The 21,071-nt window shown below is 72.2% G+C and carries 20 protein-coding genes; 4 read left to right on the plus strand and 16 right to left on the minus strand.

Translation table 11 applies throughout. The features are described 5' to 3' along the window. Positions 1–118: 118 nt before the first annotated feature. The 10 genes from gatB to ACFHWY_RS05485 all read right to left on the minus strand — a co-directional run bounded on the left by gatB (position 119) and on the right by ACFHWY_RS05485 (position 13,565). Positions 119–1,612 (minus strand): Asp-tRNA(Asn)/Glu-tRNA(Gln) amidotransferase subunit GatB, encoded by a 1,494-nt coding sequence (gene gatB / locus ACFHWY_RS05440; protein ID WP_416578963.1) that lies wholly within the window; start codon positions 1,610–1,612, stop codon positions 119–121. A gap of 97 nt (positions 1,613–1,709) precedes the next feature. Then, a complete protein-coding gene (locus ACFHWY_RS05445) occupies positions 1,710–2,891 on the minus strand; it encodes an Ig domain-containing protein (protein WP_416578964.1) in 1,182 nt (393 codons plus the stop codon). Positions 2,892–3,088: 197 nt separating this feature from the next. Beyond that, complete coding sequence (gene gatA, locus ACFHWY_RS05450) at positions 3,089–4,564, minus strand: Asp-tRNA(Asn)/Glu-tRNA(Gln) amidotransferase subunit GatA (RefSeq protein WP_416578965.1); 1,476 nt, start codon at positions 4,562–4,564, stop codon at positions 3,089–3,091. Then, a complete protein-coding gene (gene gatC, locus ACFHWY_RS05455; protein ID WP_416578966.1) occupies positions 4,561–4,866 on the minus strand; it encodes an Asp-tRNA(Asn)/Glu-tRNA(Gln) amidotransferase subunit GatC in 306 nt (101 codons plus the stop codon). The genes gatA and gatC overlap by 4 nt, the downstream gene beginning before the upstream one ends. A 146-nt stretch (positions 4,867–5,012) precedes the next feature. Beyond that, positions 5,013–7,397 carry a putative bifunctional diguanylate cyclase/phosphodiesterase gene (locus ACFHWY_RS05460; protein ID WP_416578967.1) on the minus strand — a complete coding sequence of 795 codons (2,385 nt, stop codon included), beginning with the start codon at positions 7,395–7,397 and terminating at the stop codon, positions 5,013–5,015. A gap of 156 nt (positions 7,398–7,553) precedes the next feature. Further along, entirely contained in the window at positions 7,554–9,707 is a 2,154-nt protein-coding gene (gene ligA, locus ACFHWY_RS05465; protein WP_416578968.1) for an NAD-dependent DNA ligase LigA, read from the minus strand. A 111-nt stretch (positions 9,708–9,818) separates the two neighbouring features. Next, positions 9,819–10,145 (minus strand): hypothetical protein, encoded by a 327-nt coding sequence (locus tag ACFHWY_RS05470; protein WP_416578969.1) that lies wholly within the window; start codon positions 10,143–10,145, stop codon positions 9,819–9,821. Positions 10,146–10,192: 47 nt separating this feature from the next. Beyond that, a complete protein-coding gene (locus tag ACFHWY_RS05475; RefSeq protein ID WP_416578970.1) occupies positions 10,193–11,194 on the minus strand; it encodes a methionine synthase in 1,002 nt (333 codons plus the stop codon). Positions 11,195–11,224: 30 nt separating this feature from the next. Beyond that, positions 11,225–12,298 (minus strand): tRNA 2-thiouridine(34) synthase MnmA, encoded by a 1,074-nt coding sequence (gene mnmA / locus ACFHWY_RS05480; protein ID WP_416578971.1) that lies wholly within the window; start codon positions 12,296–12,298, stop codon positions 11,225–11,227. A gap of 91 nt (positions 12,299–12,389) precedes the next feature. Beyond that, a complete protein-coding gene (locus tag ACFHWY_RS05485; protein ID WP_416578972.1) occupies positions 12,390–13,565 on the minus strand; it encodes a cysteine desulfurase family protein in 1,176 nt (391 codons plus the stop codon). Between the two features lie 92 nt (positions 13,566–13,657). On the opposite strand from ACFHWY_RS05485, the gene ACFHWY_RS05490 reads away from it, so the two are divergent. Then, the gene (locus ACFHWY_RS05490) at positions 13,658–14,164 is read left to right on the plus strand and encodes an anti-sigma factor (RefSeq protein ID WP_416578973.1); all 507 of its coding nucleotides are present in this window, start codon (positions 13,658–13,660) and stop codon (positions 14,162–14,164) included. A gap of 96 nt (positions 14,165–14,260) precedes the next feature. Here ACFHWY_RS05490 and ACFHWY_RS05495 read toward each other — a convergent pair whose 3' ends face one another. The 4 genes from ACFHWY_RS05495 to ACFHWY_RS05510 all read right to left on the minus strand — a co-directional run bounded on the left by ACFHWY_RS05495 (position 14,261) and on the right by ACFHWY_RS05510 (position 17,353). After that, positions 14,261–15,220 (minus strand): electron transfer flavoprotein subunit alpha/FixB family protein, encoded by a 960-nt coding sequence (locus ACFHWY_RS05495; protein ID WP_416578974.1) that lies wholly within the window; start codon positions 15,218–15,220, stop codon positions 14,261–14,263. A gap of 12 nt (positions 15,221–15,232) precedes the next feature. Continuing rightward, a complete protein-coding gene (locus ACFHWY_RS05500) occupies positions 15,233–16,012 on the minus strand; it encodes an electron transfer flavoprotein subunit beta/FixA family protein (protein ID WP_416578975.1) in 780 nt (259 codons plus the stop codon). A 124-nt stretch (positions 16,013–16,136) separates the two neighbouring features. Next, on the minus strand, positions 16,137–16,553 hold the full coding sequence (locus tag ACFHWY_RS05505) for a hypothetical protein (protein ID WP_416578976.1): 417 nt from the start codon (positions 16,551–16,553) through the stop codon (positions 16,137–16,139). Between the two features lie 2 nt (positions 16,554–16,555). Then, complete coding sequence (locus ACFHWY_RS05510; protein ID WP_416578977.1) at positions 16,556–17,353, minus strand: GNAT family N-acetyltransferase; 798 nt, start codon at positions 17,351–17,353, stop codon at positions 16,556–16,558. A 41-nt stretch (positions 17,354–17,394) separates the two neighbouring features. On the opposite strand from ACFHWY_RS05510, the gene ACFHWY_RS05515 reads away from it, so the two are divergent. Genes ACFHWY_RS05515 through ACFHWY_RS05525 form a run of 3 tightly spaced genes read left to right on the plus strand, consistent with a single transcriptional unit; the run spans position 17,395 to position 18,521 of the window. Next, the gene (locus ACFHWY_RS05515) at positions 17,395–17,781 is read left to right on the plus strand and encodes a YidH family protein (protein WP_416578978.1); all 387 of its coding nucleotides are present in this window, start codon (positions 17,395–17,397) and stop codon (positions 17,779–17,781) included. Then, the gene (locus tag ACFHWY_RS05520) at positions 17,781–18,077 is read left to right on the plus strand and encodes a DUF202 domain-containing protein (protein ID WP_416578979.1); all 297 of its coding nucleotides are present in this window, start codon (positions 17,781–17,783) and stop codon (positions 18,075–18,077) included. Before ACFHWY_RS05515 ends, ACFHWY_RS05520 begins: the two co-directional genes overlap by 1 nt. Positions 18,078–18,107: 30 nt before the next feature. Then, entirely contained in the window at positions 18,108–18,521 is a 414-nt protein-coding gene (locus tag ACFHWY_RS05525) for a PLD nuclease N-terminal domain-containing protein (protein ID WP_416578980.1), read from the plus strand. Between the two features lie 24 nt (positions 18,522–18,545). On the opposite strand, the gene ACFHWY_RS05530 is transcribed toward ACFHWY_RS05525, so the two are convergent. Together ACFHWY_RS05530 and ACFHWY_RS05535 are read right to left on the minus strand one after the other, a co-directional pair. Further along, positions 18,546–20,168 carry an acetolactate synthase gene (locus tag ACFHWY_RS05530; RefSeq protein ID WP_416578981.1) on the minus strand — a complete coding sequence of 541 codons (1,623 nt, stop codon included), beginning with the start codon at positions 20,166–20,168 and terminating at the stop codon, positions 18,546–18,548. A gap of 67 nt (positions 20,169–20,235) precedes the next feature. Next, entirely contained in the window at positions 20,236–21,009 is a 774-nt protein-coding gene (locus ACFHWY_RS05535) for an enoyl-CoA hydratase-related protein (protein WP_416578982.1), read from the minus strand. Positions 21,010–21,071: the final 62 nt, after the last annotated feature.

Here is a 21,071-nt window from a genome sequence, read left to right on the forward strand (position 1 = left end):
ATGAGGCTAGCGGCAGTTTGAAGATCGACGAGTGCCGCCAACCTCATGATCAACGAGGGCATGCCGGGGTGGGGGGGGTGGGGGGGTGGGGGGGTTAGGGGGTTAGGGGGTTAGGGGGTTAGGGGGTTAGGCGGGTCAGGATCAGGGCGCGGACGGTCTTGGCGTCGGCCTGGCCGCGGGTGGTCTTCATCACCGCGCCGACCAGGGCGCCGGCGGCGGCGACCTTGCCGCTGCGGATCTTGTCGGCGATGGCCGGGTTGGCGGCGATCGCCTCGTCCACCGCGACGGTCAGCGCGCCGGTGTCGGAGACGACCTCCAACCCCCGGTTGGTCATGATCTCGGTCGGCGAGCCCTCACCCGCGACCACGCCCTCCAGCACGGTACGGGCCATCTTGTCGTTGAGCTTGCCGGCGTCGACCAGCCCCTGCAACTCGGCGACCTGCTTCGGAGTGGCTCCGATGTCGGCCAGCTCCACGTTCGTCTCGTTGGCGCGCCGGGACAGCTCGCCCAGCCACCACTTGCGGGCGGCGGCGGGGGTGGCGCCGGCGGCCACGGTGGCCTCGATCAGCTCCACCGCGCCGGCGTTGAGCACCGACTGCATGTCCGCCTCCGAGAGACCCCACGCCTGCTGGAGGCGGCGGCGGTGCAGCCGGGGCAGCTCCGGCAGGGTCGCCTTCAGCTCGGCCACCCAGGCCGGGTCCGGCGCGAGCGGCACCAGGTCCGGCTCGGGGAAGTAGCGGTAGTCGGTGGCGGTCTCCTTGGACCGGCCCGGCGTGGTGTTCCCGGTGTCCTCGTGGAAGTGCCGGGTCTCCTGGGTGATCCGCCCGCCCGCGTCCAGTACCGACGCCTGGCGCAGCATCTCGGAGCGCACCGCCCGCTCGACCGAACGCAGCGAGTTGACGTTCTTGGTCTCGGTACGGGTGCCCCACTGATCGCCCGGCAGGTTCAGCGAGGTGTTCACGTCACAACGCAGCGAGCCCTCCTCCATGCGTACGTCGGAGACGCCGAGCGAGCGGAGCACGTCGCGCAGCTCGGTGACGTACGCGCGGGCGACCTCCGGGGCCGCCGCGGCGGTGCCCGGGATCGGCTTGGTGACGATCTCGACCAGCGGGATGCCGGCGCGGTTGTAGTCGACCAGCGACTCGGTGGCACCGTGGATACGGCCGGTGGCACCGCCCACGTGCAGCGTCTTGCCGGTGTCCTCCTCCAGGTGCACCCGCTCGATGCCGATCCGCACCATCTCGCCGTTCACCTCGACGTCCAGGTAGCCGTCGACGCAGAGCGGCTCGTCGTACTGGCTGATCTGGAAGTTCTTCGGCATGTCCGGATAGAAGTAGTTCTTCCGGGCGAACCGGCACCACTGCGCGATGGAGCAGTTCAGCGCGAGGCCGATCTGGATGGTCGCCTCGATGGCCGCGGCGTTGGCCACCGGCAGCGAGCCGGGCAGGCCCAGGCAGACCGGGCAGACCCGGGTGTTCGGCTCGCCGCCGAAGTCGGTCGGGCACCCGCAGAACATCTTCGTGTTCGTGCCCAGCTCGACGTGGGTCTCCAGGCCGATCACCGGCTCGTAGCGCGCAACGACCTCGTCGTACGCGGGCAGCGTCGTGGTCATGAGAACTCCAGCTTTCGGGCGGTAGCCGGCCCGGGGCGGCATCCGGACACAACGCTGCCCAGCCTAGCCGCTCGGCCTGGCCCGGTTCTGCTCGGCGTCACCGGGGCGTGGTGAACCGCCGACGGCGCTCGTGGGCCATGACGAACAGGATCCCGGCGATGCTGAACGCCACCACCGCCAGCAGCGCCAGCACGAGGACCGAGTTCGATCCGGTCATCGGCAACCAGGACCCGGTTGTCCGGGTGGGCTTCGGCGCGGCCGGGGCCGGGGCCGAGGTGGTGGGTTGCGTCGAGGTCGCCGGCGTGGGCGTCGACCTGGTGGGCGGGTCGGTCGGTGCGGGGCTGGTCGGGGAGGCAACCGACGGTGCGGCGGCCACGGTCAGCGTGACCTCGCCGGTGCCGCTGGTCGCCGTGCCGGCCGCCCGGACCGTGAAGGCGAAGCTACCGGCGGCGCGGGGCGTTCCGCTCAGCCAGCCGTCCACGGCGAGGGTGAGCCCGTCCGGCAGGTCTCCGGCCGCCACGCTGAACCGGATGTCGGAATCTCCCTCGGCGGTCAACCGGAACGAGTAGGCCAGCCCGGCCGTGCCGGTCGGCGGCGGTGCCGAGGTGATGACGACGGCCGGGGCGGCGACGACGATGCTGACCTCCTGGTCGCCGTGGAAGCCGTTCGCGTCGGTCATCCGGATGCCGAACTGGTGACTGCCCCCGACGGTCGGCGTGCCGACCAGCGCCCCCGCCGACGACAGCGCCATGCCCGCCGGGAGCGCACCGGACCGCAACGTGAGGCGGTACGGGGCGTTGCCACCCTCGGCGGTGAACCGATGTGCCGGGTAGGTCTGGCCCACGTACCAGGGTGAGGTGGGCGCGCCCGAGGTGACGGTGATGAGCGGCTGGACCACCAGCACGGTCACCTGCTGGTCGGCGACGTTCCCGCCCGGCGAGTCGGTCGCCCGGACGGTGAAGGTGAAGCGGCTGGCCACTGTGGGTGTGCCGGTGAGGGTGCCGGTCGCCGCCGACAACACCAGGCCCGGCGGCAGGGTGTCGCCGGGCACCAGCGAGAATTTGATCGTCTCGGCGCCGGTGGCGGTGAAGGTGTGGCCCGGGTACGGCTGGTGGGCGGCGACCCCGGACGGCGGCGGACCGGAGGTGAAGGTGACGGCGGCAGCGGGCTCAGCGGCGGCCGGTGTGGCAGTCGCCGGTGTGGCAGTCGCCGGTGTGGCAGCGGCGAGCAGCGTCACCAGGAACACCGAGAGGATCATGACCGGTCGCAGGGTCCTCATCGCACTTCCAGGGTCCGTTCGGGAGAAGCCTCGCTCGCATCCGCCTGTGACTCGGACTATATCCAACCAGCGCCACCCACCAGGCGTGACGTCCGATCGCTGACCGTGTGTCGCCGAAGGGCAGCATCGCGTCTCGGCGTGGTCCGGGCGGTCCGAGACCGGTCGCGGGGCGGGGGCGGGACCGCCCCGCGACACCGTCACAGCGCTGGCGGGGTGAGGGTGCCGACAGCGCTCTCCAGCGCTGCGGCGACCCGGTACATCCGGTCGTCGGCCATCGTCGGGGCCATCACCTGCAACCCGACCGGCAGCCCGTCGGAGAGTCCGCACGGCACCGAGATGCCCGGACCGCCGTAGAGGTTGCTCGGGATGGTGAACAGGTCGGCCAGGTACATCTGGTACGGGTCGGAGGTACGCGCGCCCAGCGGGAACGCCACGAACGGGGTGGTCGGCGAGATCAGCGCGTCGACCCGCTCGAACGCCGCGGTGAAGTCGCGGGTGATCAGCGTACGCACCTTCTGTGCCTGCCCGTAGTAGGCGTCGTAGTAGCCCGAGGAGAGCGCGTACGTGCCGAGCATGATGCGCCGCTTGACCTCGGGGCCGAAACCGGCCTCCCGGGTCAACGACATGACCTCCTCCAGCGACCGGTTGCCGTCGTCGCCGACCCGCAGCCCGAACCGGACACCGTCGAAGCGGGCCAGGTTCGAGGAGCACTCGCTGGGCGCGATCAGGTAGTACGCCGGCAGCGCGTACTGGAAGTGCGGGCAGGAGATCTCGACGATTTCCGCGCCCAGCTTGGTCAAGGCGTCGACGGCCTCGTTGAAGGCGGTCATCACCCCCGGCTCGGCACCTTCGCCACCGAACTCGGTGACGATGCCCAGCCGCACCCCGCTCAGGTCGCCCGTGGCGCCGAGCTTCGCCGCGGCCACCACGTCCGGCACCGGCGCCGGGACGGAGGTGGAGTCGCGCGGGTCGTGCCCGCCGATCGCGGCGTGCAGCAGCGCGGCGTCGAGCACCGTACGGGCGCACGGGCCCGGCGTGTCCAGCGAGGAGGAGAAGGCCACCAGGCCGTACCGGGAGGTGCCGCCGTAGGTCGGCTTCGCGCCGACGGTGCCGGTGACCGCGCCGGGCTGGCGGATCGAGCCGCCGGTGTCCGAGCCGATCGCCAGCGGCGCCTCGTACGCGGCGAGCGCCGCGGCACTCCCCCCACCGGAGCCGCCCGGAATGCGGTCGGTGTCCCACGGGTTGCGGGACGCCCCGTACGCCGAGTACTCCGTGGAGGAGCCCATCGCGAACTCGTCCATGTTGGTCTTGCCGAGCATGACCGTGCCGGCGGCGCGCAGCCGCTGCACGATCGTCGAGTCGTACGGCGGGCGCCAGCCCTCGAGGATCTTCGACCCGACGGTGGTCGGCACCCCCTTGGTGGTGAGCACGTCCTTGACCGCGACCGGGACACCGGCCAGCGGGCCGAGTTCCTCGCCGGCGGCGCGGCGGACATCGACGGCCCGAGCGGCGGCCAGCGCACCCTCGGTGTCGACGTGCAGGAAGGCTCCGATCTGCCCGTCGACGGCGGCGATCCGATCCAGGTGGGCCTGGGTGACCTCCACGGCGGAGGTCTCGCCGGCGGCGACGAGACCTGCGATCTGCGTCGCGGTCATTGCGGTCACGTCGGTCATGAGGCCACATCCTCGTCCAGGATCCGCGGTACGCGGAACCGCTGCTGCTCCGCGTCGGGCGCGCCCGACAGCACTTCCTCGGGTGACAGGCACGGCGTCACCACGTCCGCCCGGAGCACGTTGGTCAGCGGCACCGAGTGCGACGTCGGCGGGATGTCCGCGGCGGCGACCCCGCCCACCTGGGCGACCGCCTGGAGGATCACGTCCAGCTGGCCGGCGAAGGTGTCCAGCTCCTCCTCCGTCACGGCGAGCCGCGACAGTCGCGCCAGGTGCGCGACCTCCTCGCGGGAGATGGCGGCCATCGGTGTGCCCCCTTCGTGGCTGTCTACGTCTGCGTTGCGCCCGCCGCACGGCCGACGGGTACGCGACGCGCGGTGACGGCAGCGAGTCTATTGTTTCGCGCCCGGCCGGCCGCTCCCGGCTCCCCGGACGTCCGGCTCACGGCGGGTCACCGCGCGTGGCGGCGCGGCACACCCGCCTCGTCGGGTCCGCCGATCGGACGCAGCGGGCGGTAGCGGGCCAGCCAGGCGACCAGGTCCTCGGCAGGCATCGGCCGGGCGTAGAACCAGCCCTGGGCGGCGTCGCAGCCCGCGGCGTGCAGCATCCGCCAGGTCCGCTCGTCCTCCACCCCCTCGGCGACGACCCGCAGCCCCAGCGCCCTGCCCAGCTCGATCGTCGACCGGACGATGGCCGCGTCGTCGGTGTCCTCGGCCATGCCGAGGACGAAGGACCGATCGACTTTCACCTCCGACAGCGGCAGTCGGCGCAGGTGCTGCAACGAGGAGTAGCCCGTGCCGAAGTCGTCCAGCGCGATGCCCACGCCGATCCGGTGCAGCCGGGTGATGGTGGTCAGCACCCGTCGCGGGTCGGCCATCAACGCACCCTCGGTGATCTCCAGTTGCAGCCGGTCCGGCGCGACGCCGAAGCGGGTGAGCCGGTCGCCGATCTGGTCGGCGATCTCGCCGGTGTGCAGGTCCCGCACGCTGACGTTGACCGCCGCCCGCAGGGTGAGGCCGGTCGCCGACCACTTGGCGATCTGCTCCACCACGTCGTCCACCACCCGACGGGTGAGCAGGCGCATCACCGCGCTCTGTTCGGCGACCCGGATCAGCTCCTCCGGGTCGACCATCCCCCGACGCGGATGCCGCCAGCGCAGGAGCGCCTCCACCCCGACCACCTCGCCGGTGGCGATGGCGATCTGCGGCTGGTAGTACATCGTGATCTCGCCGGCGGCACCGCCCGGCTCGGCGACCGGCGGTGCCGACTCGGCCGGCGGCACCGGATTCGGTCGGAACGGCCGGTCGGAACGGCCGGCCCGGCGCAGGATCGGATCCGCGCCGGTGACGATCCGGGCGATCAACTCGTCGTCGTGGATGGCCAGCGAGGGTCGGCGTCGCCGGCGGCTCCACCAGCGGTCGCCGCCGCGCTCGTCCACCGGCGGCGAGGCGGGCAGCATCGCACCGTCCCCGCCGCGAACCGGAGGCTCGCCGGCCGGTGGGTCGCCGTCGCCCGCCCGGATCGGCGACCCCACCTCCAGCACCCGACGCAGGTCGGCCAGCAGACCGAGCCGCTCGGCGGAGTTGTGGTCGGATTCGGCGGTGTACACGGCGACCGTGTCGTTGCGGTGCTTCGCGTCGTACATGGCCACGTCGGCGTGGCGCATCAGGGTGGCGAAGTCCTCGCCGTGCTCCGGATACAGGGCGATGCCGATGGACCCGCCGACGTCCAGCGGCAGACCGTCCAGCGGCACCGGATCGGCGAGGGCCCGAACCACCTGGTCGGCCAGCAATCGTGCCTCGGCGACGTCGGTGAGCCCGGTCATCACGATCGCGAACTCGTCGCCGCCGAGCCGGGCGACCATCTGCGGCGGCTCGACCACGTCGGTCAGCCTGGCGCTCACCTCCACCAGCAGCCGGTCACCGACGGCGTGCCCGAGCGCGTCGTTGACGTTCTTGAACCGGTCCAGGTCGATCAGCAACAGGGCCAGGCGGGCATCCGGCTCGCCGCGCGCCGCCCGCTCGGCGTGCCGGTACACCTGTTCGTTGACCTCGGCCAGCAACGCCTTACGGTTGGGCAGTCCGGTGAGTGGGTCGAGTGCGGCCAACTGGTGCTGCTCCACGGTGAGCCGGGCCATCCGGTAGACCGCGAACAGCGGCACCAGCACCAGCGGGACCAACGCGGCACTGGCCCGCGCGGCGGTCACCAGCACCGGCGCGAGCAGCAGCAGCGACCCGGTGGAGAGCAGCTCGAAGGGCAGGCCACGCCACGCGTCGGGCCACCACCGCTCGCCGAACCGCAGCCGCACGGCGGCGGTGACCAGCCCGTAGTTGACCACGAACCAGGCGACTCCGGCGCCGACGATCACCGCGATGTCGGTCCACCCCAGCGCTCCGCCGTGGAAGACGCCGCCCGGCCCCAACCGGGTGATTCCGTAGGCCGCGGCCAGCGAGCAGGCGTACTGGCCGGCGTTGAAGGCCGTCCGCCAGGGCGCGTGCCGCAGCCGCACCCCGGACACCAGCACGGTGACCGCCTGCACCACGACAGCGGGCCCGAGCCCCCAACCGAGCAGGATCGCGAAGGTGAAGCAGGTGGACGGGAACACCGCCGACGAGGACGGCCGCCGGCCGGGCGGCAGAAAGGGACGTGCGTCGCAGGCCACGGCGAGCATGGCCATCGTCCAGAAGGCCGGCGGCAGCTCGGGCACCAACCCGGCGAGCGCCACCAGCGAGTCGGCCGAGAGCAGCACGGCCACGGCCAGCACGGCGACCACGAAGGCTGAGAACTGCGCCGTCCGTCCAGGCGGGACGAGGTTACGCGGATCGGGCGACGCCACCACACCTCCCGGGAACGAGACCGATGCGTGGATTCACGCACCGTGCCCCAATGAAACGCCCCCACCACCCGATTCCCGGCCGCGACAGTCACGAATCGGTCGTAGTCGTAATTAAGTTGGTATCCGGGCGGTTCCATACAAGATCGACAGGAGGTGTCACTCCTCGACGCGGGCCACCTCACGCGCCGCGTCCGGACCGGCGTCGAGCAGCACCCGGAAGCCGCCCTCATCGAGCACCGGCACCTTGAGGCCGGCCGCCTTGTCCGCCTTGGACCCAGGGTTGTCGCCCACCACCACGAAGCCGGTCTTCTTCGACACCGAACCGCTCACCTTCCCGCCCCGGGTCTGGATCGCCTCCGCGGCCTGGTCCCGGGAGAAGCCGGCCAGGGTGCCGGTCACCACCACCGTCACCCCCTCAAGGGGACGCGGTCCCTCCTGCACCGCCGCCTCGGCCATCCGTACGCCCGCCGCGGCCCACTTCTGCACCAGCTCGCGGTGCCAGTCCACGCCGAACCACTCGCGGATGCTGGCGGCGATCGTCGGCCCGACGCCCTCGACGGAGGAAAGCTCCTCCTCGGTGGCCGCCTCGATCGCCTCGACCGAACGGAAGTGCCGGGCCAGCGCCTGCGCGGCGGTCGGCCCGACATGCCGGATGGACAGTGCGACCAGCACCCGCCACAACTCCCGCTCCCGGGCCACGGCGAGGTTGTCGAGCAGCTTGACGGCGTTGCTGCCGAGGCTGCCGTCCTTGTTGACGAAGAACGGGGAGCTGGCCAGCTGCTCCGCGTCGAGCGAGAACAGGTCGCCCTCGTCGCCGATGGTCCGCGCGTCCAGCAGCGCCGCCGCGCCCTTCTCGCCCAGCGCCTCGATGTCGAAGACCTTGCGCCCCGCCAGGTGGGAGACCCGCTCGCGCAGTTGCGCCGGGCAGCTGCGCGAGTTCGGGCAGCGGATGTCGACGTCGCCCTCCTTCGCCGGCGCCAGCGGCGTGCCACACGACGGGCAGTTGGTGGGCATGACGAAGGCCCGGGCGTCGCCGGGACGCAGGTCGACCACCGGGCCGAGCACCTCGGGAATCACGTCCCCGGCCTTGCGGATCACCACCGTGTCGCCGATCAGCACGCCCTTGCGCTCGACCTCACGGGCGTTGTGCAGGGTCGCGTAGGCAACGGTGGAGCCGGCCACCTTGACCGGTTCGAGCAGGGCCCGTGGCGTGACCCGCCCGGTTCGGCCGACCTCGACCTCGATGTCGAGCAGCTTGGTGTTGACCTCTTCCGGCGGGTACTTGAAGGCGATCGCCCAGCGCGGCGCCCGACTGGTCGAGCCCAGCCGTCCCTGGATCGGCACCGGGTCGACCTTCACCACGACGCCGTCGATCTCGTGCTCGACGTCGTGCCGGTGCGCGGCGTAGTGCCCGATGTAGTCCCGCACCCCGGGTAGGTCGGGGACCACCCGCCAGCGGTCGCTGGTGGGCAGGCCCCACGCCCGCAGCGCCGTGTACGACTCGGACTGGGTGCCCGGCTGGAAGCCGCGCCGGGCGCCGATGCCGTGCACCACCAGGCGCAGCGGTCGGGACGCGGTGATCCGGGGATCCTTCTGCCGCAGGCTGCCGGCGGCCGCGTTGCGCGGGTTGGCGAAGGGTGCCTTGCCCTGCTCGACCAGGCCGGCGTTGAGGTCCGCGAAGGCGGCGACCGGGAAGTAGATCTCGCCGCGTACCTCGATGAACTCGGGGACCGGACCGTACTCCGGTGAGTCGGTGAGCCGGTTGGGCACATCCCGGATGCTGCGCACGTTGGCGGTGACGTCCTCACCGGTGCGGCCGTCACCACGGGTCGCCGCCCGGACCAGCCGGCCAGCGGAGTAGGTCAGGTTGATCGCCAGCCCGTCGACCTTCAGCTCACACAGATAGGGCACCGACCCGCCGGCGTCCCGCTCGACCCGCTCCGCCCAGGCGGCCAGTTCCCCGTCGGCGAACGCGTTGTCCAGCGACATCATCCGTTCCGCGTGGTCGACCGCGGCGAAGTCTGTGGAGAAGGTGCCGCCCACCCGCTGCGTCGGCGAGTCGGGGGTGCGCAACGCCGGGAACTCCGCCTCCAGCGCCTCCAGCTCGCGCAGCTGTCGGTCGAAGTCGGCGTCGGCGACGATCGGCGCGTCGAGCACGTAGTAGCGGTACTGATGTTCGGTCAGCTCCTGGCTCAGCAGGGCGTGCCGTTCCCGCACCTGCGGGGTGGGCTCGGCGCCCGCCGCCGCCTCCTGCGCCGCGCTGACCTGCTGGGCACTCGACTCCTCGGACACACCGCCGCCTTCGGACACCGCCGTGGACCTCCCGTGATCGTGGTACTCCCGCACCGTAGCCCCCAGGTGGGACAACTGTGAGTCAGCCGCCCTGAGGTCGACTCTTCAGGCCGGACCGCTCGCGCCCGGTCAGTCGCGCAGGGCGGCGAGGGCCGCGAGTTGCTCGGCGTACTCGATCCTGTGGGCCCACTCCGCCAGCCAGCCGACCAGGCCCCGGGCCGCGCCGACGAACGCGCCGGCGAGAGCGGCGATCGAGTCGGAGACAGGGTTGTCCATAAGAAGGATCATGACAGGCACCCGCACACCGGCGCGACGGGCACCCAGGGCCAGCGCCGCCTGCTCCGCCGACTCGATGTCGACGACCGTCACGTCGATGCATCTGCTGGGACGCTCCGGGCCGGGCCAGGACGGCGGCCGCAGGGTCTGGTGCCCGCTGGAACGGCGAGCCGGATTCATGCCCGCGCCCCACCGGGCGCCACCCGCCTCCGGTACGACGGAGAACCTCACTCCTCGGACAGCCGGCGGCCGGCGTCGCGGCACGCGGCGAGAACCGCCCTGGCGTACTCCGACGTGGCCCCGGCCAGGCCGCAGGCAGGGGTGATCACGACCTGCTCGGCGAGGCGGCGGCGCGGAAAGCCGAGGCGATCCCAGAGGGTGCGTACCTGGTCGGCGACCTCGGCGGAGGTCGGCGCCCGACCGGCCGACGCCGTGGTCGGCGCGGTGCCGGCCAGCAGTCCGAACCCGGCGTCGAGCGCCTCGCCCAGCGGGTCGAGCTCGGTGATCAGGCTCAGGTCCAGCGCGACACCGACCGCGCCGGTGCAGCGGAGCAGTTCCAGGGGTACCTCCGGTGCGCAGCAGTGCACCACGGTCGGCACACCGGTCGCCTCGACGACCGTGCTCAGCAGCGAGCGGGCCTCGCCCGCCCCGACCGGCCGGTGCGTGCCGAGGCCGCTCTCGGTGGGTATCCGTCCGGCCAGCACCTCGGGCAGGGACGGCTCGTCCAGCTGGAGCAGTACCGAGGCGCGCGGCAGCCGGCGGGTCACCGCCTCGACGTGCCCGCGCAGCCCTTCGGCGAGTGAGCCGGCCAGGTCACGGACCGCACCGGGGTCGCGCAGCAGCCGGCCGCCGATCGGCAGCTCGATCGAGGCGGCCAGGGTCAGCGGGCCGGCTGCCTGGATCTTGAACGGGCCGGCGTACTGCTCGGCCTGCTCGGCGAGCTGGTCGAGGTCCCGCTCCATCAGGTCACGCGCCCGGCGCAGGTCCCGGCCGGGACGGTTCGCGACCCGCCAGCGCCCGGTGTACACCTCAACGGGCAGCTCCACCAGCAGGCCGCCGGTACGCCCGATCAGATCGGCACCCGGTCCACGAGCCGGCAGCTCCGGCAGATGAGGCAGGGCGGGTAGCTCGCCGAGCACCACCCGCTGAGCCTCGGCGATGTCGGTGCCCGGCAACGACCCCATGCCGGTAGCCACACCCGCCGCCCACGGCCAAACCTGATCAGTCACGCCCGAAGGCTACCCGCTCCCGACGGGGGGTCAGTCGGTGATGGTGGCGGAGCCGAGGACGATGTCGCCGGCCGGGTCGGGGCGGTAGGGCACGATCGCCTGGCCGGCGGCGACGCCGCGGACCGGGCGGCGCAGGTCGGCGTGGAGGCCGGCGGCGTCGACGGTGACGGCGGCGGGCACCACGACGCCGTGCGCGCGCAACTGCACCTCGCACTCGATCGGGCCGTCAGGGCGTGGGCCACCGGTCCAGACCGGGCGGTCGGCCCGGACCGTGGAGACCTCCAGCGCCTCGGCGGGGCCGACGGTCACCGTGTTGGTCGTGGGCGTTATGGAGAGCACGTATCGGGGCCGACCGTCCGGGGCAGGCCGGTCCAGGTGCAGGCCGCGCCGCTGACCGACGGTGTACGCGTACGCCCCGGCGTGCTGACCCACCACGGCGCCGGTGCTCGCGTCGACCACGTCGCCGGGCGTCTCGCCGAGCCGCCGCGCCAGGAAGCCCCTGGTGTCTCCGTCGGCGATGAAGCAGATGTCGTGCGAGTCCGGCTTGTCGGCGACGGCCAGGCCCCGCTCGGCAGCCTCCTGCCGGACCTGGACCTTCGTCGAGTCACCGAGCGGAAACATGGAGCGGTCCAGCTGCTCGCGGGTCAGCACCGCCAGCACGTACGACTGGTCCTTGGCCTCGTCGACGCTGCGGCGCAGCAGCCCGTCGGGGCCGAGGCGGGCGTGGTGGCCGGTGACCACGGCATCGAACCCCAGGGCCACCGCCCGGTCGAGCACCGCGGCGAACTTGATCTTCTCGTTGCAGCGCAGGCAGGGATTGGGGGTACGCCCCGCGGCGTACTCGGCGACGAAGTCGTCGACCACCTCGGCGTGGAAGCGGTCGGCCATGTCCCAGACGTAGAACGCGATGCCGAGCACGTCGGCCGCGCGGCGGGCATCCCGGGAATCCTCCTGGGTGCAGCAGCCCCGTGCCCCGGTGCGGTAGGTCTGCGGGTTGCGGGCCAGCGCCAGGTGAACGCCGGTCACGTCATGTCCCGCCTGCACCGCCCTCGCCGCCGCCACGGCGGAATCCACGCCGCCGGACATCGCCGCCAACACCCTCACCAGACCACTCTCCCTTCGCCAGTCGAGCCTATCTCCGTACCGGACCAACTCTCCGCGCCCGCCCGGCCATCTCCGGCCGGCTCCGCCGGCGTCAGCGAGGAGTACGCAGGGCAGCCGCCCGCCGGGCCCGGTCGACGACCGTCGGCAGCGCGGCGATAAGCGCGTCGATGTCCGCCGCGGTGCTGGTGTGGCCCAGGGAGAAACGCAGCGAGGAGCGCGCCCGGTCGTCGTCCGCGCCCATCGCCAGCAGCACGTGCGAAGGCTGGGCCACCCCGGCCGAGCAGGCCGAACCGGTCGAGCAGGCGATGCCCTTGGCGTCCAGCAGCAGCAGCAGGGCGTCGCCCTCGCAGCCGGGGAACGAGAAGTGCGCATTGCCGGGCAGCCGGTCGGTCGGATCACCGTTGAAGACGACCTCGGGCACCGCCTGCCGGACCCGCTGCACGAGGTCGTCGCGGAGCGCGGCGACCCGGGCCGCATACTCCTGCTGGTCCTTGACGGCGGCCTCGACGGCGACCGCGAAGGCGACGATGCCGGCGGCGTCGAGAGTGCCGGACCGCACGTCGCGCTCCTGGCCGCCGCCGTGCAGCAGCGGCACCGCCTCGACGTCCCGGGCCAGCACCAGCGCGCCGACCCCGACCGGACCGCCGAGCTTGTGGCCGGTCGCGGTGAGCGCGGCGACGCCGCTGCCGGCGAAGTCGACCGGCACCTGGCCGACCGCCTGGATGGCGTCGGTGTGGAACGGCACGCCGTACTCGGCGGCGACGGCGGCCAGCTCGGTGACCCGCTGGACGGTGCCGACCTCGTTGTTGGCCCACATGGCGGTGACCAGTGCCGCCCGGTCGCCGTGCTCGGCCAACTCGGCGCGGAGCGCGTCGGGGTGCAGCCGGCCGATGCCGTCGGCCGGCAGCCAGCCCACCTCGGCGCCCTCGTGTTGGCACAGCCAGTCCACCGCGTCCAGGACGGCGTGGTGCTCGATCGCGCTGCAGATCACCCGGCTCCGCCCGGCGTCGGTATCCCGACGGGCCCAGAAGATGCCCTTCACCGCGAGGTTGTCGCTCTCCGTCCCGCCACCCGTGAAGATCACCTCGGACGGTCGGGCACCCAGGGCGGCAGCCACCCGTTCCCGCGACTCCTCCACCCGCCGCCGGGCGCGCCGGCCGAACGCGTGCAGGGAGGACGCGTTGCCGACCTCGCGGGCGGTCGCGACGTACGCCTCCAGTGCCTCGTCGAGCATCGGAGTGGTCGCGGCATGATCCAGGTAAGCCATCACGGCTCAGCCTAGCGACCGCGCCCGCCTCGACCGCAGACCGGATTACCCGGGATGGCCGGTCAGACCGGTACCGCGGTCACCACGATGTTGTGGCGGCACCGGCGGGCGTCGATGTCGGAGGGTCCACCACAGGCGATCAGGCCGGTGTCGGCCTGCCCGCCGGTGCCGCTCGCCCCGCGGGGAAAGCGGCCACGGCGGTCGCCGCCGCCGCTGTCGCAGTGGCCGGCACCGCCGCCGTGCTGCGCGAGGGCACGCCACCGGATCAGGCGGTGGTGGCCAGCGCCACGCTCGCCGCCCACGGCTCGACCCCACCGCAGGCCCGTGGCGTCGCCCGGGTGTCCGGCAGCGGCGAGCTGCATCTGCACGTGGTGAATCTCCCGGCCGTACCGGGGTACTACGAGGTATGGCTCATCAACCCGCAGAACATGGAGATGTTCTCGGTCGGCGTGCCCGGCAGCGGCTCTGACGTGCTGTTGCCGTTGCCGCCGAACGTCGACCTCGGCCACTGCTCCGTCGTCGACGTCTCGGCCGAGGAGTTCGACAACAACACCGACCACTCCGGCGACGGCCTGTTGAGGGGCTCCCTGACGGGCTGATCGGCGGGCCGGTCTTCAGCTCCCCGGTCCGCCGATCAGCTCCCCGGCAGGCGGCAGCCGCCGCCTCGAACGGGGCGGCGGCTGCGGTGGTACACCTCACTTGCGCTTACGGATCTCCTCGGCGGCCTGGGGGACGATCTTGAACAGGTCGCCGACCACACCGAAGTCGGCCAGCTCGAAGATCGGCGCTTCGCCGTCCTTGTTGACCGCGACGATGGTCTTAGAGGTCTGCATGCCGGCCCGGTGCTGGATCGCGCCGGAGATGCCCAGCGCCACGTACAGCTGCGGGGAGACGGTCTTGCCGGTCTGCCCGACCTGGAACTGGTGCGGGTAGAAGCCCGAGTCGACCGCGGCCCGGGAGGCGCCGACGGCACCGCCGAGCAGGTCCGCCAACTCCTCGACCAGCTTGAAGTTGTCCGCGTTGCCGACGCCACGGCCGCCGGAGACGACCACACCGGCCTCGGTGAGTTCGGGACGGGAGCCCTTCTGCTCGGCCACCCGCTCCACCACCGTGGCCAGCTTGTCGACGTCGGTGACGGCAACGGTGAGCTGCTCGACGGCCGGGGTGGCCGCTTCCGGGGCCGGCGCGACCGAGTTCGGCCGGACGGTGACCAGCGGCAGACCCCGGGTGACCTTCGAGGTGACGATGGCCGAGCCGGCGAACGCCACCTGGGTGGCGGTGCCGTCGGCGGTCAGGGCGACCACGTCGGTCAGGATGCCGTTGTCCAGCTTCACGGCCAGCCGGGCGGCGATCTCCTTGCCCTCCTGGGACGAGGCGAACAGCACGGCGGCCGGCTGCACCCGCTTGACCAGGTCGGCGACCACGCTGGCTTTCGGCGCCACCAAGTAGCCGTCGATCTCCTCACCTTCGGCCGCGTAGATCTTCTCCGCGCCGTACTCACCCAGCTTGCCGGCGAGCGCCTCGGCGGCACCGGGCCCGCCGAGCACCACCGCCGACGGGCTGCCCAACTGCCGGGCCAGGGTGAGCATCTCCAGGGTGACCTTCTTGACGCCGAACTCCCGAGTGGCTTCGACGACGACGAGAACCTCAGACATGTCCCACACCCCTCACACGAACTTCTCGGTGGCGAGGTACTCGACCAGCTGCGCGCCGCCGGAACCCTCGTCGGTGACCTTCACCCCGGCCGAGCGAGGCGGTCGCTTGCTGTGCTCCACCACGACGCTCGTCGCGCCGGCGAGACCAACCTCGCCCTCGGCCACACCCAGGTCGCTCAGGGCGAGGGTCTGCACCGGCTTCTTCTTGGCGGCCATGATGCCCTTGAACGACGGGTACCGTGGCTCGTTGATGGTGTCCCAGACGGAGACGATGGCCGGGGTCGAGGCGGTGACCACCTCGTAGCCCTCCTCGGTCTGCCGTTCCGCGGTCAGTGTGGCCCCGTCGACGGTGAGCTTGCGGGCGCCGGTCAGCGCCGCGACGCCCAGCCGCTCGGCGAGCATGTGCGGCAGCACCTGCACCCGGCCGTCGGTCGACTCGGCGCCACAGAGCACCAGGTCCGCGTTCAGCTGGCCGAGCGCCGCGGCCAACACCTTCGAGGTGGCCACCGCGCACGAGCCGTGCAGGGCGTCGTCCACCACGTGCACCGCCTTGTCCGGGCCCATCGACAGCGCCTTACGGATCGACTCGGCCGCCCGGTCCGGACCCATGGTCAGGATGGTCACCTCGCCGCCGTGCGCCTCCTTGATTTTCAACGCCTCCTCGATGGCGTACTCGTCCATCTCGTTGATGACGTTGTTCGCCGAACCGCGGTCGACAGTGTTGTCGTCAGTTCGCAGGTTGCGGTCCGCGCCCGAATCGGGCACCTGCTTGACGAGTACGACGATGTTCATCGCGCTTCGACGACCCTCCTGCTGTGGTGGTGTGATCTCTTCGCCCGGTATTGGGGCGCAGCCTCGCGCGTGCGTTGCCGTGCGGTCAACCGTGAGCGCTTGTGCGGTTGCCCACGGCGCAATGTTACCTGCCAGTAGGTTCCTCGCCCAACACGCCCCTGATCCGCTCGACCACCTCGGCCTCGGCCGGGCTGACCCCGTTGTGGGCACGCGCCGTACGATCGGCCGCCGCCAGCACCACCGCACGGTAGACACCGACGTCCTGCGGGGCCTTCTCGGCCAGGATCTGCTGGGCCCGACGCAGCGCCGGCAGCACCACCGCCTCCACCTCCAACGCCGAATCCCGCGGCAGCTTCGGCAACGGCCCGCCGGTCAGCGCCTCCTTCACCACGCCGCTGGCGCCGGCCATCGCCCCGGAGGCGGCGAAGCTCTCCCGGAACACGGCGAGCACCCCCGGATCGGCGTTCGACACCATGAACACCGCGCCGAAAGCACCCGTCTTCAGGATCAACTTCTCTTCGTCCGTCAGCTGCTCGGCCATGATCACGGAGTGTAGACGTAGGGAGTGGTCGTGGTGACCGGGACGAGACCGAGCCGCCCCAGCACCGGCCTACTCTCGTCCGACGCGTCGACCTGCAGAAACGTCCGGCCACGCTGCCCGGCCAGCCGGGCCCGGTAGGCGACCAGCGCCCGGTAGATGCCCCGACGCCGCCACCGAGGCAGGGTCGAGCCACCCCAGAGCGTGGCGAAGGTGCTGTCGACCGGATACCGCACCCAGCCGGCGCTGACCATCGTCGCGTCCGCCTCGGCCACCACAACGGTGATCGACTGCGGGCCGGCGGCGATCTCCCGTTCCAGCCCGTCGGCCAGCTCGGACAGGTCACGCCCCCACACCTGCGTCTTCAGCTCCGCGATCAGGTCCAGGTCCGGGCGGGTCGTCACCTCCCGCAGGCGTACGCCCTCGGGCACCACCGGCAACCCGGAGGCCACCGGCGCGACCGGGCCGACCACGACGGTCTCCTGGTCCTCTGGCACAAACCCGGCCGCGCCCAGCCGCTGCGGCAGATCCGCCGGTTCGTCGTGGCCGTGCAGTTTCCACTCCACCGGCTCGCCCCGCTCGCGGAACACCGCCACCTGCCGGGCGATCAGCTCGTCGAGGTCGACACCGGACACCCCGTCCAGGTCGCGGTAGGTCACCATGCCCCGCTGGTCCAGGCCCAGCACCCGGAACAACGGACCGTCGGACTCCACCGCCACCCCGTCGGGCAACGGGCGGGGCAGGTCCGGCCGCAGTTGGGCGTCGTACGCCGCACGCAAGGTGATCGCGTCAAGCTCCGTCATGCTCCCAAACTATTCCCGCTGGAAACCGGATAATCACCAGCGTGTGGCAGACGCTCAGGAACTGGTTCGATCCGCACGAGTTGCGTTCGGTGGGCACCACCCCCGACTACCGCTTCTCGCTGGCCAACGAGCGCACGTTCCTGGCCTGGCTGCGTACCGGCCTGGCACTGATCGCCGGTGGACTCGCCGCCGCCCAGTTCCTGCCCACCCTGCCGCTGGTCCACCTGCGTGAGGCGATCGCCGTGGCGCTGCTCCTGCTCGGTGGCGCGGTGGCGATCCGGGCCGTCGACCACTGGGCGCGCACCGAACGCGCCATCCGGCTCGGCGAGGAGTTGCCCGCGTCCCGCTTCCCGGCCGTGCTCGCCCTGACCATCGGCCTCGGCGCGCTGTCGCTGGTGCTGGCCCTTCTGGTCGGCGCGCTGACCTGATGACCACCTCCCGCGACCCCGGGTTGCAGCCCGAACGCACCCGGCTGGCCTGGCGGCGCACAGCCCTGGCGATGACGGTGGTGACGACGCTGACCGTGCGGCTCGCCCTGCACCGCGGCCCGGCCGAGGCGGCCTCGGCGGTGCTGGCCGTCCTCGGCTGGGCTACCGCCATCGCGCTCTGTTGGCGGCCGGCCACCGGCACGTCCCGCACCGACGGCCGGATCCTGGCCATGGTGGGCCTGACCACCGCCGGTATCGCGTTGCTCGGCACCGTGCTGGTGCTGCGCGGACTGTGACCATCGAGCCGGGTAGGTCATGATGGTGGCATGGCCCGGCTCTACATCCTCATCTTCCTGGTGCAGGTCGTCCTCGCCGTCTGCGCCCTGATCAGCTGCCTCTCCGCCGAGGAGGACGGCATCCGCCACCTGCCCCGGATCGCCTGGGTGCTGATCATTCTGTTCTTTCCGCTGGTCGGTTCGATCGCCTGGTTCGTCGCCGGCCGCGAACGCAGGCCCGGTGGCGCCTCGACCCCCTGGGCGACGGGAGGCCGCCCGGCGGAACGCGCCCGGCCGGTCGCGCCCGACGACGACCCCGAGTTCCTCCGGTCGATCGAGGAAAGCTCCCGCCAGGAGGATCAGGAACTCTTCCGCCGCTGGGAGGACGACCTACGCAAGCGCGAGGACGACCTGCGCAAGCGCGAGGGCGAGCCGCCGCGCGAGGAACCCCGCCCCGAGATGTAGAGACCGCCGGGGCGGGGCCGGCGATCAGGCCAGGTTCGAGGAGCGAGGGTACGCGTCGGCCGGATCGGTGAGCACGTTCACCAGGTACGGCACCCCTGCGTCGAACGCCCGCTGGAGGGCGCCGCCCAGGTCGGCCGCCTTCGCGACCGTCTCGCCCGCCCCGCCGAGCGCGCTGACCACGTGGTCGTAGCGCAGCTCGGGCTGGAGGTCGGCGGCCACGTCGTAGCCGTACATGGCCCGCATCGGGTGCTTCTCCAACCCCCAGATGCCGTTGTTGCCGACCACGATGACCACCGGCAGCTTCTGCCGGACCAGGGACTCCACGTCCATCAACGAGAAGCCGGCCGCACCGTCACCCATCAGCACACAGACCTGCCGGTCCGGATGGGTGACCCGGGCACCCATCGCGTAACCCATTCCGGTGCCGAGGCACCCGTACGGGCCGGGGTCGAGCCAGGTGCCGGGCTGCGCCGGCTCCAGGTAGCGCCCGGCGTACGAGACGAAGTCACCGCCGTCGCCGATGGTGACCGCGTCGCGGGCGAGGACCTTGCGCAGCTCGCCGTAGACCCGGGCCGGCCGGATCGGGTCGGTCTCGGCGGCCATCTCCTCGGCGTCGCGCGCCTTCGCGGCGTCCTCGGCGGTACGCAGCCGCGCGACCCAGTCAGCGTGGTCGAGGCGGTCGCCGGGGTGCTCGGCGAGCGCGGTGAGGATGCCACGCAGGTCACCGGCGGGCGCGGCGGCGGGCTGTAGGTGGCCGGCCCGCTGGCTGGGCGCATCGACGATGTGGACCACCTTCGCGTCGCCGAAGTCACCGAAGGAGAGCCGGAAGTCCAGTGGGGTACCCACGACCACGACCACGTCGGCGCCGGAGAGGGCCACCCGGCGGGCCTTGGCGAAGGCCAACGGGTGCTCCGGCGGTAGTGCGCCCCGACCCATGCCGTTGGTGAAGACGGGCACGGTGAGCGCCTCCGCCGCGGCCCGCAGAGCGTCCACGGCGTCGCCGGCGTAGACGTCCGAGCCGGCGATAATCACTGGACGGGCCGCGCCGGCGATCAGGCCGGCGGCGGCAGCCACCTCGGCGGGGTCGGCCTCGATCGGGGCGATGTCCGGACCGGCCGGCAACTCCGCGTCACCCACCGAGAAGATCGCCTCAAGGGGGAAGTCGAGAAAGACAGGGCCCCGGTGCGGAGTGAGCGCGGTGCCCAGCGCGGTGGCGACCGCCCGGGGGATGTCGTCGGCGCCGAACACCGTCTCGGCGTGCTTGGTGACCGGGCCGACCAGCGGCAGGTGGTCCATCTCCTGGAGGCTGCCCGAACCCCAGCGGAACTGCGGGGCCCGCCCGCCCAGCACCAGCACCGGTGAGGCGTTGAAGTAGGCACTGGTCAGGCCGGAAATGCCGTTGGTCACGCCGGGACCGGCGGTGAGCACGGCCAGGCCGGGTCGGCGCTGGAGCTTCGCCACCGCCTCGGCGGCGAAGACGGCGGACTGCTCGTGCCGCACGTCGTAGATCGGGAACTCGTTCTTGTACGCGGCGTCGTAGAGCGGGAACACGTGCCCGCCGGAGAGGGTGAACATCTCCCGCACCCCGTGGGCGCGCAGCGCCGCGAGTGCGAGTTCCCCGCCGTGGCCTTCGATGCGCTCCGTCATTCCCGCTCCTTCTGTCGGCTGACCGGAGTCACACGCTACTGGCCAGTAGGAGCAATGTGAACCAACCTCAGTGCCCGGTGAAGTCCGGCTTGCGCTTCGCCACGAACGCGGCCATTCCCTCACGCCGGTCGTCGGTGGCGAACAGCGCCGCGAAAAGCTGGCTTTCCCAGGCCAGCCCCGAGTTCAGATCCATGTCGAGACCGCCGTCGACGGCGAGTTTCGCCGCCCGTAGCGCCTGCACCGGCCCGTCGAGGTACGGCCGCACCAGCGCCACCGCCGAGTCGTAGACCTCGGCCGCCGGGGAGACCCGGTCGGCCAGGCCGATCCGCAACGCCTCCTGCGCGTCGACCATCCGACCAGACATGATCAGATCCTTGGCGCGGGCCGGCCCGACCAGCCGGGCCAGCCGCTGGGTGCCCCCGGCGCCGGGGATGATGCCGAGCCTGATCTCGGGTTGGCCGAGCTTGGCGTCGTCGGCCACCACCCGCCAGTCACAGGCAAGCGCCAGCTCACAGCCACCGCCGAGGGCGTAGCCGGTGATCGCGGCGACGACGGGCTTGGGTATCCGGGCGATCGCGCCGAGCGCGCTGGACAGGTCGGCGGCCCGGCCCGCCATGTCCACGTAGGACATGTCGGCCATCTCCTTGATGTCGGCACCGGCGGCGAAGACCCTCTCTCCGCCGTACACGATGACCGCACGAACCTCGGCGGCGACGGTGGCGGCCGTGGCGGCGGCGCGCAACTCCTCCTGCACCTGGGTGTTGAGGGCGTTCATCGGCGGCCGCTCCAGCCGAATGGTGCCGATGCCGTCCCTGGTCTCCAGCCGCACGAACTCGCCCACGCTGAGCCTCACTTCCTCGTCGAAGTCGCGTGCCAACCTTACGACCCGGCTCGTCCGGCACG

Source organism: Micromonospora sp. LOL_024 (assembly GCF_048060415.1).
In the GTDB taxonomy this organism is placed as follows: Bacteria; Actinomycetota; Actinomycetes; order Mycobacteriales; family Micromonosporaceae; genus Micromonospora.